This is a genomic window from Nocardiopsis yanglingensis (assembly GCF_045809185.1).
Taxonomy (GTDB): domain Bacteria; phylum Pseudomonadota; class Gammaproteobacteria; order Xanthomonadales; family Xanthomonadaceae; genus Stenotrophomonas; species Stenotrophomonas yanglingensis.
Genome location: NZ_JBJNRH010000013.1, coordinates 108,254 through 123,173 on the forward strand (window position 1 = coordinate 108,254; position 14,920 = coordinate 123,173).

At 65.8% G+C, this 14,920-nt stretch carries 16 protein-coding genes and 1 riboswitch; of the genes, 10 read left to right on the forward strand and 6 right to left on the reverse strand.

Features of this window, described 5'->3' with window-relative positions; all coding sequences use genetic code 11:
- Window positions 1–24: 24 nt before the first annotated feature.
- The 3 genes from ACJ7C5_RS16485 to ettA all read right to left on the reverse strand — a co-directional run bounded on the left by ACJ7C5_RS16485 (window position 25) and on the right by ettA (window position 4,004).
- Entirely contained in the window at window positions 25–1,341 is a 1,317-nt protein-coding gene (locus tag ACJ7C5_RS16485) for an NCS2 family permease (RefSeq protein WP_005408048.1), read from the reverse strand.
- Window positions 1,342–1,405: 64 nt separating this feature from the next.
- On the reverse strand, window positions 1,406–2,095 hold the full coding sequence (locus tag ACJ7C5_RS16490) for an outer membrane protein (protein WP_412704503.1): 690 nt from the start codon (window positions 2,093–2,095) through the stop codon (window positions 1,406–1,408).
- A 244-nt stretch (window positions 2,096–2,339) separates the two neighbouring features.
- Window positions 2,340–4,004 carry an energy-dependent translational throttle protein EttA gene (gene ettA / locus ACJ7C5_RS16495; protein WP_005412220.1) on the reverse strand — a complete coding sequence of 555 codons (1,665 nt, stop codon included), beginning with the start codon at window positions 4,002–4,004 and terminating at the stop codon, window positions 2,340–2,342.
- A 253-nt stretch (window positions 4,005–4,257) separates the two neighbouring features.
- Between ettA and ACJ7C5_RS16500 the strand changes: the two genes are divergently transcribed.
- The 8 genes from ACJ7C5_RS16500 (at window position 4,258) to ribD (ending at window position 10,343) form a co-directional block, all read left to right on the forward strand.
- The gene (locus ACJ7C5_RS16500; RefSeq protein WP_412704504.1) at window positions 4,258–4,740 is read left to right on the forward strand and encodes an RcnB family protein; all 483 of its coding nucleotides are present in this window, start codon (window positions 4,258–4,260) and stop codon (window positions 4,738–4,740) included.
- Window positions 4,741–4,928: 188 nt separating this feature from the next.
- Window positions 4,929–6,182 carry a serine hydroxymethyltransferase gene (gene glyA / locus ACJ7C5_RS16505; RefSeq protein WP_008266020.1) on the forward strand — a complete coding sequence of 418 codons (1,254 nt, stop codon included), beginning with the start codon at window positions 4,929–4,931 and terminating at the stop codon, window positions 6,180–6,182.
- A 66-nt stretch (window positions 6,183–6,248) separates the two neighbouring features.
- Entirely contained in the window at window positions 6,249–6,668 is a 420-nt protein-coding gene (locus ACJ7C5_RS16510) for a hypothetical protein (RefSeq protein WP_412704505.1), read from the forward strand.
- A gap of 27 nt (window positions 6,669–6,695) precedes the next feature.
- On the forward strand, window positions 6,696–7,118 hold the full coding sequence (locus ACJ7C5_RS16515; RefSeq protein ID WP_412704506.1) for a hypothetical protein: 423 nt from the start codon (window positions 6,696–6,698) through the stop codon (window positions 7,116–7,118).
- Between the two features lie 100 nt (window positions 7,119–7,218).
- Window positions 7,219–7,656 (forward strand): hypothetical protein, encoded by a 438-nt coding sequence (locus ACJ7C5_RS16520; RefSeq protein WP_197615382.1) that lies wholly within the window; start codon window positions 7,219–7,221, stop codon window positions 7,654–7,656.
- 329 nt (window positions 7,657–7,985) lie between these two features.
- A complete protein-coding gene (locus tag ACJ7C5_RS16525; RefSeq protein ID WP_412704507.1) occupies window positions 7,986–8,420 on the forward strand; it encodes a hypothetical protein in 435 nt (144 codons plus the stop codon).
- 197 nt (window positions 8,421–8,617) lie between these two features.
- Entirely contained in the window at window positions 8,618–9,139 is a 522-nt protein-coding gene (gene nrdR, locus ACJ7C5_RS16530; RefSeq protein WP_004143350.1) for a transcriptional regulator NrdR, read from the forward strand.
- Between the two features lie 118 nt (window positions 9,140–9,257).
- A complete protein-coding gene (ribD, locus tag ACJ7C5_RS16535; RefSeq protein WP_412704508.1) occupies window positions 9,258–10,343 on the forward strand; it encodes a bifunctional diaminohydroxyphosphoribosylaminopyrimidine deaminase/5-amino-6-(5-phosphoribosylamino)uracil reductase RibD in 1,086 nt (361 codons plus the stop codon).
- Between the two features lie 35 nt (window positions 10,344–10,378).
- Here ribD and ACJ7C5_RS16540 read toward each other — a convergent pair whose 3' ends face one another.
- The 3 genes from ACJ7C5_RS16540 to ACJ7C5_RS16550 all read right to left on the reverse strand — a co-directional run bounded on the left by ACJ7C5_RS16540 (window position 10,379) and on the right by ACJ7C5_RS16550 (window position 12,557).
- Window positions 10,379–10,804, reverse strand: a complete 426-nt coding sequence (locus ACJ7C5_RS16540) for a hypothetical protein (protein ID WP_412704509.1) — start codon at window positions 10,802–10,804, stop codon at window positions 10,379–10,381.
- A 95-nt stretch (window positions 10,805–10,899) separates the two neighbouring features.
- Window positions 10,900–11,784: a hypothetical protein gene (locus tag ACJ7C5_RS16545; RefSeq protein ID WP_412704510.1), complete on the reverse strand. Its 885-nt coding sequence runs from the start codon at window positions 11,782–11,784 to the stop codon at window positions 10,900–10,902.
- 152 nt (window positions 11,785–11,936) lie between these two features.
- Window positions 11,937–12,557 carry a hypothetical protein gene (locus ACJ7C5_RS16550; RefSeq protein ID WP_100434035.1) on the reverse strand — a complete coding sequence of 207 codons (621 nt, stop codon included), beginning with the start codon at window positions 12,555–12,557 and terminating at the stop codon, window positions 11,937–11,939.
- Between the two features lie 296 nt (window positions 12,558–12,853).
- Window positions 12,854–12,999: riboswitch (FMN riboswitch) on the forward strand.
- Between the two features lie 77 nt (window positions 13,000–13,076).
- Between ACJ7C5_RS16550 and ACJ7C5_RS16555 the strand changes: the two genes are divergently transcribed.
- Together ACJ7C5_RS16555 and ribB are read left to right on the forward strand one after the other, a co-directional pair.
- On the forward strand, window positions 13,077–13,703 hold the full coding sequence (locus ACJ7C5_RS16555) for a riboflavin synthase (RefSeq protein ID WP_412704511.1): 627 nt from the start codon (window positions 13,077–13,079) through the stop codon (window positions 13,701–13,703).
- A complete protein-coding gene (gene ribB, locus ACJ7C5_RS16560) occupies window positions 13,700–14,800 on the forward strand; it encodes a 3,4-dihydroxy-2-butanone-4-phosphate synthase (RefSeq protein ID WP_412704512.1) in 1,101 nt (366 codons plus the stop codon). Before ACJ7C5_RS16555 ends, ribB begins: the two co-directional genes overlap by 4 nt.
- The last annotated feature ends 120 nt before the right edge of the window (window positions 14,801–14,920 follow it).

Below are 14,920 nucleotides of genomic sequence, written 5' to 3' on the forward strand. Positions count from 1 at the left end.
CCGCTGGCCGGCTCCGCCCAACGCTTACTCCAGTGCGTAGCGCAGGGTGAACAGCACCGCCACCAGCCACACCGCCGGATGCACTTCGCGCCAGCGCCCGGTACCGGCCTTCAGTGCGGCATAGGCGATGAAGCCGAACGCCAGGCCATTGGCAATCGAGTAGGTGAACGGCATCGCCAGCGCACACAGTGCGGCTGGCACCGATTCGGTCAGGTCGCTCCAGTCCACTTCCACCAGTTCGCGCAGCATCAGGCCGGCCACGAACAGCAGTGCTGGCGCGGTGGCGTAGCTGGGCACCATCGCCGCCAGCGGCGAGAACAGCAGCGCGGCCAGGAACAGTGCCGACACCACCAGTGCGGTCAGGCCGGTACGGCCGCCCACCTGCACGCCCGAGGCGCTTTCAGCGAAGGCTGTGGTGCTGCTGGTGCCCAGCATCGAACCGGCCACGATCGCGGTGCTGTCGGCCAGCAGAGCGCGGCCGAAACGCTTCTGCGCGCCCGGCAGCTTCAGCAGGCCGGCGCGGCCGACCACGCCGTACAGCGTGCCGGTGGCATCGAACACTTCCACCAGCACGAATACCAGCACCACCTGCAGCAGCACCGCGATCGGCGCGCCGCCGTCATGGTGCAGCAGGCCCGGCAGGTCCAACTGCAGGAAGGTGGGTGCCAGGCTCGGCGGCAGCGAGACCAGGCCCTGGTACTGCACATCGCCCAATGCCCAGCCAGCGCCGGTCACCGCCAGAATGCCGATCAGGATCGCACCGCGGATGCGGCGCGCTTCCAGCACCGCGATCAGCAGGAAGCCGGCCAGCGCCAGCAGCGGCGGCGCCGTGTTCAACGGGCCCAGCGCCACCAGCGTGTCTTCATTGCCGACGATCACGCCGGACTTCTGCAGCGCGATGATCGCCAGGAACAGGCCGATGCCAGCCACGATCGCCGAGCGCAGCGATGATGGAATGCCCGACACCAGCCACGCACGCACGCCGGTCAGCGACAGCACCAGGAACACCAGGCCGGAGATGAACACCGCACCCAGTGCCTGCTGCCAGGGCAGGCCAGCGGCACCGACCACGGTGAAGGCGAAGAACGCGTTCAGGCCCATGCCCGGTGCCATGCCCACCGGGAAATTGGCGGCCAGTGCCATCACCGCCGAACCCAGTGCAGCGGCCAGGCAGGTGGCCACGAACACTGCACCGGCGTCCATGCCGGTGGTGCCGAGGATCTCGGGGTTCACGAAGACGATGTAGGACATCGTCAGGAAGGTGGTGACACCGGCCAGCAGCTCGGTGCGCACGGTGGTGCCGTGCTGCTGCAGCTGGAACAGGCGCTCGAACAGGGACATCGCAGATCTCTCATGCCTGCGCGCCCTGCCGCCCCGGGGGACCTGCGGGTGCGTCGCCAGGCGGTTAGAAGTGGTAGTTCAACTTCAGCGTAACGCTGCTGTAGTCGGTATGGAAGCTGCGACGGGCCGCAGCCGGGTAGTTGGGGTCTTCCAGGGTCACCGGGCTGGAACCCAGGTGGGTGTAGCGGTATTCAGCACCGGCCGAGAGGCGGTCATTGAAGCGGTACAGCACGCCTGCGGTGGCGTGGGCGCCGGTAGACAGGTGCGAGGCGCGGGTCTCGAACTCGGCCACGCGGCAGCCGTTGGTGGCCTCCACCAGCGACTTGTCGCAGCCCAGGGTGAATTCCTGCTGGGCCACCGTCACGCCCGCGCCGACGTAGGGCAGCCAACGGCCCATCGCACGGCCCAGCGTCACATCGAAGGTGCCCGAACGGGTCACCGCGTCCTTGCCGTAGTACGGGCTGTACCGGTGCTGCTCACGATCCTTCCAGTCACGGCTGACGTTGCCGAACGACAGCGCGCCTTCAACGCCGACCACGATGTTGTTGTCGAACTGCCAGCGACGGCCACCCTGCACGCCGCCGGTGAAGCCGCGCACGCTCTTTTCCGAGGCGTTGGCATTGCTGCGGTCCTTGCTGTGCCCCTCGCCATGCGAGGCCTGGGCACCCAGGTAGAAGCCGTCCCAGTCGGTGGTCGCGGCCGTAGCGGTGCCCGACAGCATCAGGGCTGCAGTGGTGATGATCAGTGCTTTCATTGGGATTTCCTACGTTGGGGGATGAAGCGGGGGCGTAGGAAAACCGATGTGGGCGAGTGAAAACATACAACGAATTGCAAAGTCCGATTACGACAAGGACTCAAGCCTGCTTGAGGCGCCTGCGTTCATCAACGGTTGAATCCCGGCCGGCGAAAACACCCGGAAAGTGGGAATCCATGGCGACAGGAATGCCTGAAAGACGAAAGGCCGCGCGAGCGCGGCCTTTCGTGTTCTGCGGTATGGCTTACTTCAGTGCCTTGAAGCGCAGGCGCTTCGGCGCGGCGTCGTCGCCCATGCGGCGGCGCTTGTCTTCTTCGTACTCACGGTAGTTGCCCTGGAAGAACTCCACGTGCGAGTCGCCTTCGAACGCCAGGATGTGGGTCGCGATGCGATCCAGGAACCAGCGGTCATGCGAAATGACGAAGGTGTTGCCCGGGAACTCCAGCAGCGCATCTTCCAGCGCACGCAGGGTTTCGATGTCCAGATCGTTGGACGGTTCGTCGAGCAGCAGCACGTTGCCACCCTGCAGCAGGGTCTTGGCCATGTGCAGGCGGCCACGCTCACCACCGGACAGCGAACCAACCATCTTCTGCTGGTCCTGGCCCTTGAAGTTGAAGCGGCCGATGTAGGCGCGCGACTGGATCTCGATGCCGTTGATGTTGAGGATGTCCAGGCCGCCCGCGATTTCCTGGAAGACGTTGTGGTTGCCTTCCAGCGCGTCGCGGCTCTGGTCCACGTAGGACAGCTTCACGGTCGGGCCGACCACGATCTCGCCGGTATCCGGCTTTTCCTGGCCAGTGATCATCTTGAACAGGGTCGACTTACCGGCACCGTTCGGGCCGATGATGCCGACGATGGCGCCGGCCGGCACCAGGAAGCTCAGGTTGTCGAACAGCAGGCGGTCGCCGAACTTCTTGGAGACGTTCTTGAACTCCATCACCGCATTGCCCAGGCGCTCGCCCGGCGGGATGAAGATTTCATTGGTCTCGTTGCGCTTCTGGTAATCGACCGACTGCAGCTCTTCCAGGCGGGCCAGACGGGCCTTGCCCTTGGTGCGGCCGCCCTTGGCGTTCTGGCGCGACCATTCCAGTTCCTTCTGGATCGCCTTCTGGCGGGCCTTTTCCTGGTTGTCTTCCTGCTTCAGGCGCTCATCCTTCTGGGTCAGCCAGTCGGTGTAGTTGCCCTTCCACGGAATGCCGCGGCCGCGGTCCAGTTCCAGGATCCACTCGGCGGCGTTGTCCAGGAAGTAGCGATCGTGGGTAACGGCCACCACGGTGCCGGTGTAGCGCGCCAGGAACTGTTCCAGCCATTCCACCGACTCGGCGTCGAGGTGGTTGGTCGGTTCGTCGAGCAGCAGCATGTCCGGCTTCTGCAGCAGCAGGCGGCACAGCGCCACGCGGCGCTTTTCACCACCGGACAGCTTGCCGACCACGGCATCCCACGGCGGCAGGCGCAGCGCATCGGCGGCCACGTCCAGCTGGTTTTCCAGGGTGTGCGCGTCGCCAGCGGCCAGGATCGCCTCCAGGCGCTCCTGTTCCTTGGCCAGCGCGTCGAAGTCGGCGCCTTCCTCGGCGTAGGCCAGGTACACCGCGTCCAGCGCGGCCTGGGCCTGCAGCACTTCGCCCACGCCTTCCTCGACCGCTTCACGCACGGTCTTGGTCGGGTCCAGTTCCGGTTCCTGCGCCAGGTAGCCGACCTTGATGCCCGGCTGCGGGCGGGCTTCGCCCTCGAAATCGGTGTCCACGCCGGCCATGATCTTCAGCACGGTGGACTTGCCGGCGCCGTTCAGGCCCAGCAGGCCGATCTTCGCGCCCGGGAAGAAGGACAGCGAGATGTCCTTGATGATCTGCCGCTTGGGCGGGACCACCTTGGACACGCGGTTCATGGTGTAGATGTATTGCGAGGACATGCGGTCTCCGTAGGCGCGGCCCTGCACCCGGTCCGTCACGGGAACATCCCGTTGCGGCAGCGGGCACAGACTGAAATGGAATACCGCCAATTATAGCCGGAACCGGTTACCGGCCGCGCCGGGCAGGAGCGCCGGGGCTGGCCGCGGCCTGAATACTTCGTCACAGTCCTGCAGCGGGAAGCGTTTCCAGCCGGAAACGGTTCAGATCGGGTGCGCAATATGGGCTCACCACCCACCCAAGCAGAGGTCTGACATGCGCATCAATCGAGTAATGGCCAGCGCCGTGGCCTCTGTGCTGGCGCTGGGCGCCGTGGCCCCGGCCTTCGCCGACAACGACCACCGCCGCGACCACGATCGCCGCGAATGGCGCGAGGACCGCCGCGAGTGGCGCCAGGATCGCCGTGACTGGGAGCGCGACCGCCGCGAGGCCCGGCGCGACTACCGCCAGGATCGCCGCGAGTGGCACCGCGACCATGACCGCTACTACCGCCCGGCCCCGCCGCGCGTGGTCTATCGCCCTGCGCCGCCGCCGCGTTACGGCAGCTACGGCTGGCGGGTCGGCTCCCCCTATCGCAATTACTACTCCGGCCCGGTCTACGTGGTGAACGACTACCCGCGCTACCACCTGCGTCGCCCGCCGTATGGCCACCACTGGATCCGCGATGACCGCGGCAACATGCTGCTGGTGGCCATCGCCACCGGTGTGATCGCCCAGTACGTGCTCAGCAACCGCTGAGGATCGCGGCCGGGGTCGGATCCCTTTCCAAACGGAAAGGGCTCTGACCCCACAGCATCAATCGAAACCATACGGGGCCGGATTCCTTCGGGGATGCCGGCCCCGTCCGTTTCGGCCCCAGCAGGCCGGTGCGGGGCTACAATCGGGGGCTGAGTCGTACCCCTTTTCCCTGCCTGCTGGAGTACCCGATGTTCCCGCGTGACGTCCGCATCGAATCCTACGATCCCGAACTGGCCAAGGCCATCGCCGCTGAGACCCAGCGCCAGGAAGACCACGTCGAGCTGATCGCCAGCGAGAACTACACCAGCCCGGCGGTGATGGAAGCCCAGGGCAGCCAGCTGACCAACAAGTACGCCGAAGGCTACCCGGGCAAGCGCTACTACGGTGGCTGCGAATACGTGGACATCGCCGAGCAGCTGGCGATCGACCGCCTGAAGCAGCTGTTCGGCGCCGACTACGCCAACGTGCAGCCGCACAGCGGCTCGCAGGCCAACCAGGCCGTGTACTTCGCCCTGCTGCAGCCGGGTGACACCATCCTCGGCATGAGCCTGGCCCACGGCGGCCACCTCACCCACGGTGCCAAGGTGAACGCCTCGGGCAAGCTGTTCAACGCTGTGCAGTACGGCGTGAACGACCAGGGCCTGATCGATTACGACGAAGTCGAGCGCCTGGCCCTTGAGCACAAGCCGAAGATGGTCGTGGCTGGCTTCTCGGCCTACTCGCAGGTGATCGACTGGGCGCGCTTCCGCGCCATCGCCGACAAGGTCGGTGCCTACCTGTTCGTCGACATGGCCCACGTCGCCGGCCTGGTCGCCGCAGGCGTCTACCCGAGCCCGCTGGAACACGCCCACGTGGTCACCTCGACCACCCACAAGACCCTGCGCGGCCCGCGCGGCGGCATCATCGTCGCCAAGGGCGCCGACGAAGACCTGGTCAAGAAGCTGCAGTCGATCGTGTTCCCGGGCATCCAGGGTGGTCCGCTGATGCACGTCATCGCCGGCAAGGCCGTGGCCTTCAAGGAAGCGCTGGAACCGGGCTTCAAGGCCTACCAGCAGCAGGTAGTGAAGAACGCGCAGGCGATGGCCAACACGCTGATCGCGCGTGGCTACAAGATCGTCTCCGGCGGCACCCAGAACCACCTCATGCTGGTCGACATGATCGGCAAGGACGTGTCCGGCAAGGACGCGGAAGCCGCGCTGGGCAAGGCCCACATCACCGTCAACAAGAACTCGGTGCCGAACGACCCGCGTTCGCCGTTCGTCACTTCGGGCCTGCGCCTGGGCACCCCGGCGGTGACCACCCGTGGTTACGTCGAACAGGACTGCGTGGACCTGGCCAACTGGATCGCCGACGTGCTCGATGCGCCGGCCGATGACGCCGTCATCGCCCGCGTGCGCGATGCCGTCAGCGCGCAGTGCCGCAAGTACCCGGTCTACGGCTGATCGAAGCAGGGGTCGGATCCCTTCCCGCAGGGAAGGGCTCTGACCCCGTCATCAGGAATCCCGCGCATGGATGAGCGCCACCTCAAATACCTCTACACCGCGCTGGCGGTGCTGTTTGGCCTGCCCAGCTTGGCGATGGGCGGCGCGGCGGCGACGATGCTGCTGCTGATGGGGCTGGGCCAGTTCGGCCATGGCACGCTGGCCTCGGTGACGGTGATGCCGCTGTGGGGCCTGGCCGGCATTGCCGGCTGCCTGGCCTGGTTGTGGCTCAGCGCGGGTTTTCTGCTGCAGGGGCGTGCCGGGCTGCACGTGCACCGCCTCTGGTGGTGGATGCTGCTGGCGGGCGGTCTCGCCGCCTTGCCCCCGCTGGGGCTGGCGCTGTGGTGGGGCATCGCCGTGAACGGCGAAGGCATCGGCTTGTTGCTGTTGGGCCCGTCGATGCTGGTGCCGGCTGCGATGCTGGTGTGGATCAAACGCCGCGCATGACGCGGCCCATGGAAGGAAACCGAACGCATGGATGAGCGTCTGCACAAACGCTGGATGGCCATTGCCGGCCTGTTGGTGGGCCTGCCCACGGTGGCCGCCGGAGGCACGGGTGCCGTGCTGGGTCTGATGGTCGTATGGGATGGCAAGTACCTGACGGGCGACGAGCACAGGATCCTGCTGTTGTGGTCGTCGGCCGGGATCATCGGCCTGCTGTCGTGGTTGTGGCTGAGCGGCCTGTTCCTGTGGCGCGGTGTTACCGGCCTGCGCCAATCGCCGATTGTCGCCTGGATAGGCCTGGCGCTGGGAAGCCTGGCCGCGCTGGGCGTGGTCGCCGCCACGCTGTACTTTACCTTCAAGCGCGGGGAGATCTCGACCCTGGCCTTCCTCGGGTTCGGCCCGCCGCTGCTGGTGATGGCAGGGCATCTGGCGTGGTTGCGTTGGCGGTCGTAAGCGTCCACTGCCCCGCACAGCTCACTTTCAGACAATTTGCATGGTGGTGAGAAGATCGCCTGCCTAACCTCCCCATGGTCTTCATTACCGTGGGGAAACCATGAATTCGACGGGTCGCCGAAAGGGCGTCGGACTGCTTCTGCATCTCCTGCTCTTTTCCATTCCCTGCGCGCTGGCTGGCCTGTTGGGTTCGCTGCTGCTGATGCTAGGGGTATGGGCGCATGGCGGTGACAACAGCGCAGTTCTTGGATTGCTTGCGATGTGGGGTCTGCTGTCTGTGACGGCGATCCCGCCTGTTTACCAGCTCATAAACACGTGGCATATGCGCGGACCGGATGGATTGAAGCCCGCCGCGCCAGTGCTGGGGACGCTGTTTCTAGTGTCAGCTGCTCAGGCTGTTTCCGCGTTGGTGATAACAGTTTCAAGTTTTGGAGTGGATCCGATACTGCTGATACTGGCAATCGGTTGGGGGGCTCCCTGGATCAGCCTCGCCTGCCACTTCCGATGGCTGTCGAAAGCCAGCGGGCCAGTCAAGTGAAGCGGAGTTTGTTGGTCGGGCCCTTCTCAAGTGCTTTTGCGACACTGTCAAAACCCTTCCGGCAGGTATTCCCCTGAGCCAGGCGTTCCGATTCGCCTTCGGCGTGGTCGCCGCCACCCTGTAGATCACCGTCAAGCAATGAGATACATCGATGCCGGCGTTACTCGGGCATGGGCTGCGGCTGCTTGTGATGGCGGGGCATCCAGCGTGGCTGCGCTGGGGATCGCGAACGTCGACTCTCCCGCACAGCTCACTTTCAGACAATTTGCATGGTGGTGAGAAGACCGTCTGCCTAACCTCCCCATGGTCTTCATTCTGGGGGGAAACCCATGAATACCCTGGTTCACCAAAAACGCATCAGGTTGCGTTTGCATCTGCTGTTGTTTTCCATTCCATGTGCTCTGGCGGGCGTGCTGGTCGCGCTGGTGCTTTTGATGATCTGGATCAGCCGCCAGTCGTCGGAGGCGTTTCTGATGGCTATCGCAAACTGGTCGGTCATGTCGGTGTGGAGCGCCTACGCAGCACTGATGCTGGCCAACACTTGGCGAACCGCTGGAGCGCAAGGGCTGCATGCCAGGAAAAGTTGGTTGGAGGCTCTCTCCATCGTTTCTGCCCTCCAAGCGGCCGCGGCCGTCGCGATGCTCTTCACGGCAACTGGTTGGGACCCCGGGCTTCTGCTGGCTGCGCCAGTTTTGATCATCATCGGCGCCCCATGGGCCAGTTTGAGCTGGCATTTGCGGTGGCTTTCAAGGCTGGAGGAATGACCGATTCGGCTTGTACGCCGTCGATGTCCGGTCGGAAGGCCTGGTTGAGCGGGTAGCCCAGACCTCGCTGGATGCTCTGATTGGCCGAAATGCAGGCGCTTGCGCGCAGACAGCATTTGCTGCGGGGCCCTTTCTCAGGTACCTTTGCGACGCTGCCATGACCGTGGCAATAGGTACTTTCCTGAGCCAGGCGTTCCATGCACTGCCCCTTCTGCCAACATGCCGATACCCGGGTCATCGACTCGCGCGTCTCCGAAGACGGCGCGACGATCCGTCGTCGGCGTGAATGCGAAGCCTGCGGCGAGCGCTTCAGCACCATGGAAACGGTCGAACTGAAGCTGCCCGCCATCGTCAAGAGCGATGGCACCCGCGAGGCGTTCGACCAGCGCAAGGTGCGTGCAGGCTTCGACCGCGCGCTGCAGAAGCGTGCGGTGGCCGAAGACAAGATCGAAGCGGCGGTGCGTGCGGTGGTCCATCAGCTGCGCATCAGCGGCGAGCGCGAAGTGCCCTCGATCAAGGTCGGCGAGTTCGTGATGAACGAACTGCGCAAGCTGGACCATGTCGGCTATGTGCGTTTTGCTTCGGTCTACCGCAGCTTCGAGGACGTGGCCGATTTCCGCGAAGAGATCGAGAAGCTCGAGCGCGACCTGCCGTCCAGTACCGAACAGCTGCAGCTGCTGGGCGACGTGATCGCCCTGACCAAGAAGAAGAAGGGCTGACCGCCCCGGTAGATGCCAACCTTGGTTGGCGCCCTACGCTTCATCCACGCATGGCGTGGATCTACTGAGCCGGGCAGGTAGTGGCGTGCATCCACACCAACGGCGCTACCATGGCCGCATGACCACCCCGTTTTCCGTCCTCGATCACCTGCACATGGCCAACGCACTGCGTCTGGCCGAGCGTGCCGCCTACACCACCCGCCCCAACCCGATGGTCGGCTGCGTGATCGCCCACGGCGAACGTGTGGTCGGGCTGGGCTGGCACCAGCGCGCCGGTGGACCGCACGCTGAGGTGTTCGCGCTGCGCGAGGCCGGCAGCGAGGCCCGCGGTGCCACCGCCTACGTCACCCTGGAACCCTGCGCACACTACGGTCGTACGCCGCCGTGTGCGCTGGCACTGATCGAAGCGGGCGTATCGCGTGTAGTCGCGGCGATGCGCGATCCGTTCCCGAAGGTCGATGGGGGTGGTTTCGATCTGCTGCGGAATGCCGGCATCGAGGTCGCCGAAGGGCTGATGGCGGCGCAGGCGCGTGAGCTCAACAAGGGTTTCCTGTCACGCGTGGAGCGCAACCGGCCGTGGTTGCGGGTGAAGCTGGCCGCCAGCCTCGACGGCCGTACCGCAATGGCCGATGGCAGCTCGAAGTGGATCACTGGCCCGGCTGCGCGCGAAGACGTTCAGCACTGGCGGGCACGCGCCGGCGCGATCCTGACCGGCGCCGACACGGTGCTGGCCGACGACCCGATGCTGACCGTGCGCCTGGCCGGTACCGAGGTGATGCCGCCATTGCGCGTGGTGCTGGATTCGCGCCTGCGTTCGCTGGAGTGCAGCCGCGTGCGCGAGGGCGGGGCACCGACGCTGTACCTGCACGCTGCTGCATTGAGTGCACCGGACGCGGCCGACGCAGAATTTGCCAGCGTACCCAGCGTTGACGGCCGTCTCGATCTTGGCGCGGTGCTGGCACTGCTGGCCGAACGCGGCATCAACGAAGTGCATACCGAAGCCGGCGCGACGCTGGCCGGTGCCTTGCTGCGCGGCGGCTGGGTGGACGAACTGCTGCTGTATCAGGCGCCCACGCTGCTGGGCGATAATGGTCGTCCGCTGCTGGCCGGTCTCGGCATCAATGCCATGGACCAGCAGCGTCGCCTGCGTGTGGTTGACCAGCGCCAGGTCGGCGAGGACATCAGGCTGCTTCTGCGCCCGTGAGGGAATGACGCAGAGCATGGGCTACGTCCTTGTCGTCAGGCGTCTTCGTCGTCTTCTTCGCCGACCGGGCACTGGCCCTTCCACTGCTGCTTCCACAGCGCATGCAGGTTGCGGCAGTACGCGCCCAGTGCGTCGCCCGGCAGGTTCTTCGCCTTCAATCGCAACTGGTGACGGGTAAAACCGTCGTCGTACTCATGGGGCAATACCAGCACGGCACACTGATCGTGATACATCAGGAACGCGTGGCAGTCGTCGTCTTCGCTCATCCACGCATCCAGCTGCCTGTCGCTCAGCAGGGTTGACTCGAAGGCAACCGCTGGGATGACCGAGAAGGTCGTAATCCTGGACTTGGGTACTTTGGCTTGCCCGCATGCCACCAGCGCCAGCAACATGACCATGGTCGACGTCGTGCGGTGTTTCATGCGGTTGCCCCGATGGAAGAGGGCAACAGCATTGACCATGCAGGCCGTACAGGGCCATGCAACGGTTCTGAAAGTGCGGATGCAGCCGTCATCCACGACCGGGAGCCGAGCGTGGGCTCGGCTCTACACGTGCCTCACGCGCACGCGTCGGTCCACATCATCTCGGCGATCGGGCGCAGTGCCTTGCACTCCTGCGTCATCTCATCGGCCGACTGCACCTGGGCCTTGGCCTTCAGTTCCTCGGCCATCGCGTCCACGCCGCTGATCTGGTCGGGTGCAGTTTTGGCCACGCAGGCACGGTGCTGCTGCAGCAGCAGGTCGCAGCCCGGGACGCCGGTCACCTTCGGCGCGTTGGCCGCCTGCGCGTCCTGCATCCAGTCCTCGAACGGTGCCAGCGCACCGGCCACGGTGCCCACCAGATCATCGAAATTGCCGCTGTACCAGTAGCCGTTGTCCTTGGCCGGGTACAGGGTGAAGGTGCCGTTGACCGGCACGCGCGTACCGCTCTGCAGCGCCTGGGTGTAGGCGTCGGTGAACTGCTTGCGCGAGGCCGGGCTGGCATCGTCGGCCAGGCTGGCGGCGAACAGCGGGCGGACCTTGCCCAGGTCGGGCAGCTGGCAGCTGTAGGTGATCCGCGCCAGCTTCTGGTCGTCAACGTATTCGTTGTCTTCGATCACGCTCTTGGTGGCGCGGCACTTCGAATCACGCAGCGCCTTGGCATACAGCGCTTCGGTGGTCGCAGCGTCGACCTTGGCGCCGGTGCTGGCCAGTACGGTCTGCCAGGGCTCGGCCAATGCCTTGGCCAGCGCACCCGGGTTGGGGGTCACGGCATCCTGGCCCTCGAATGCCGGCTTCAGTGCATCGTTGAGCGTGCGTGTGGCGGCCGCGTCGTCTTCCAGCAGCACGCGTGCGTACAGGTCGAAGGCCTGCTCGGGCGTCAGTTGGGCCGGTGCAGCGCTGGCAATCAGCGGGGCGCACAGCAGCACGCTGGCCAGAAGGGTACGGGTGGGGGTCTTCATGACGGTGTTTTCCTGTTCCAGAGGCGCGCAAGCCTAGCGCATCTGCCCACACTTTCGATGGCGTGATGGGGTCACGTGGCGGCGTACAGCGGCCAAAAAAACGGGCCCCTTGCGGGGCCCGTTCGATCGCACGACGAGGAGCGATCGTTGGATCAGAAGCTGGCGCGGACGCCGGCCGAGTACTGGGTGACATCGCGGTAGCCGGAGATCTCGCCCACCAGACCCCAGGTCTTGGTGAAGTTGATCTGGCCACCGATGGTGCCGACCCAGGTGCCCTTGTAGTTGTTGCCGCCGTCCATGTAACCGGCCTTGGCCCAGGCTTCGGTCATGCGCGACGGCTTGCCGCGGATGCCCATGGTGGCGCGGGCCAGGTTGGTGTGGTCCTTGTAGCGGTCGCTGTAGCCGTCATAACGATCGGTCAGCTCAGCGTTCTGGCGCACCCAGGCGATGTCGGCGGTGAAGTCGACGCGGTCGGTCCACGGCATGTGGTAGCCGATGCCCAGCTCCGGCTGATTCAGTTCAACCTTCAGCGAACCGTCGCTGTAGTGGTAGGTCTTGCTGGTGCGCGACCAGCCACCGAACACGTAGACCTGCTCGGCCACGGCCACAGAGCCACGCAGGTAGCCACCGTCAACCTTCGGGTCGTCCAGTGCGTTGTCGTCAACCTTGACCTGCGTCCAGCCGCCTTCGACGTAGGTGTAGCTCAGGGCGTCAGCCGAAGCCGTGAACGGAGCGGCGGCCAGCAGAGCGGCCACGATCAGGATCTTGCGCATGGGAATTCCTGTGAATTTCAGTCCATTGGCGGACCCGCCCTCCGGGCGGCCCGTGGCGACCTCATGTCGTCCGGTGAAGGATTTTAATGAAAGTTTTACAAAATGCGAGCGACGGCCGTCACAAGCTGCGGCAGGCTTGGCCGGGGGCGGATCCGTTTCCCGCTGGGAAACGGCTCTGACCCGCAGTGCTGCTACGGGGCCACTGGGCCATGGGGTCGGAGCCCTTTCCTGCGGAATGGGGTCCGACCCCGTTCAGCGGGGGCTGGTACACTACGCCGGCCGGTTCGCCGGTACACAAACGTCTTCAGGGCGGGGTGCAATTCCCCACCGGCGGTAGGTGCGCAAGCACGAGCCCGCGAGCGCCCCGGCATTACCGCCGGGGGTCAGCAGATCCGGTCCAATGCCGGAGCCGACGGTATAGTCCGGATGAAAGAAGACGGTGCTACAGGGCCTTTGTGGCCCTGCGCCCGCCTGTTTGCCTTGCGGCGTTTTTCGCTCACTTTTCGCGGAGAACGTTTCTTGTTTACTGGAATCATCGAAGGCGTCGGCCGTCTGGCCGCACGCGAATCCATCGGCGGCGATGTCCGCTTCACCTTCAATGTCGGAAACCTGCCGTTCGACAACGTGCAGATGGGCGAGAGCATTGCCATCAACGGCGTCTGCCTCACCGTCATCGCATTCGACGCCAGCAGCTTCCAGGCCGATGCCTCTACCGAGACCCTGGGCCTGACCACGCTGGGCCAGCTGGACGAGGGCGCGGTCATCAACCTGGAACGCGCGATGCGCCCGACCGACCGCCTCGGCGGCCATCTGGTCAGCGGCCACGTCGACGGCCTCGGCCAGGTGCTGTCCATCCACGAAGACGCGCGTGCCCAGCGTTGGCGTTTCGCCGCGCCGGCCGCGCTGCGCCGCTACATCGCCAAGAAGGGCTCGATCTGCGTGGACGGCGTCAGCCTCACCGTCAACGAAGTGGATGATGAGGGCTTCGAAGTCGCCCTGATCCCGCACACGGTGGCCAACACCGCCTTCTCCGCCGCGGGCGTGGGCAGTGCGGTCAACCTTGAAATCGACCTGGTGGCCCGATACGTGGAGCGCCTGATCAGTGTGCCGGCCAACGGTCAGCACCCGCATGGAGATGCAGCATGAATTTCGCCCCGATTCCGGAGATCCTGGAAGACATCCGCCTGGGCCGCATGGTCGTCATCGTCGATGACGAAGACCGCGAGAACGAAGGCGACCTGATCATGGCCGCCGAGCTGGTCAAGGCCAGCGACATCAACTTCATGGTCACCCATGGCCGTGGCCTGGTGTGCCTGCCGCTGAACCGTACCCGCGCCGCCGATCTCGGCCTGGCGCCGATGGTGCAGGCCAATACCGCCCAGTTCCAGACCAATTTCACGGTCAGCATCGAGGCCGCCGAGGGTGTCACCACCGGTATCTCGGCGCATGACCGCGCGCACACCATCCGTACCGCAGTGAAGCCCAACGCCAAGCCGTCGGACCTGCACCAGCCGGGCCATATCTTCCCGCTGATCGCCCAGCCGGGCGGCGTGCTGACCCGCGCCGGCCACACCGAGGCCGCCGTGGATCTGGCCATGCTGGCCGGGCTGGAACCGGCCGGTGTGCTGGTGGAGATCCTGAACCCGGATGGCAGCATGGCGCGCCGCCCGGAGCTGGAAGTGTTCGCCCGCGAGCACGGCCTGAAGATGGGCTCCATCGCCGACCTGATCGCCTACCGCCTGGCCACCGAAAAGACCGTCGAGCGCGTGGATGAGCGCGAGATCGACACCGAGTTCGGCCCGTTCAAGCTGGTGACCTACCGCGACCGCATCGCCCACGACCTGCATTTCGCCCTGGTCCGTGGCACGCCGGATGCGGACACCCCGACCCTGGTGCGTGTTCAGGTGGAAAACCCGCTGGCCGACCTGCTGCACTGGCGCCGTGACGACTTCGGCGTGGCCGCCACCGATGCCCTGCGCGCGATCGATGCCGAAGGCGCTGGTGTGATGGTGGTGCTGCAGGCCCCGCGCGACGGTGAAGCCCTGCTGGCCCGCCTGCGCCAGCAGCCGGCGCCGGTGGTGCCGGGCAAGGACAAGGACGTGGGCCAGTGGCGCCGCAACGGTGCCGGCGCACAGATCCTGTCCGACCTGGGCCTGGGCAAGCTGCGCGTGCTGGGCACCCCGCGCCGCCAGATCGGCCTGGCCGGGTACGGCCTGGAAGTGGTGGAGACGGTCACCCCGTAACCCCCTTGGTGGGGGGGCCCCCCGGGGGGGCCCCCCCCCCCCCCCCCGGGGGGGGGGGGGGGGGGGCCCCCCGGGGGGGGGGGGGGGGGGGGGGGGGGGGCCCCCCCCACCCCCGCCACT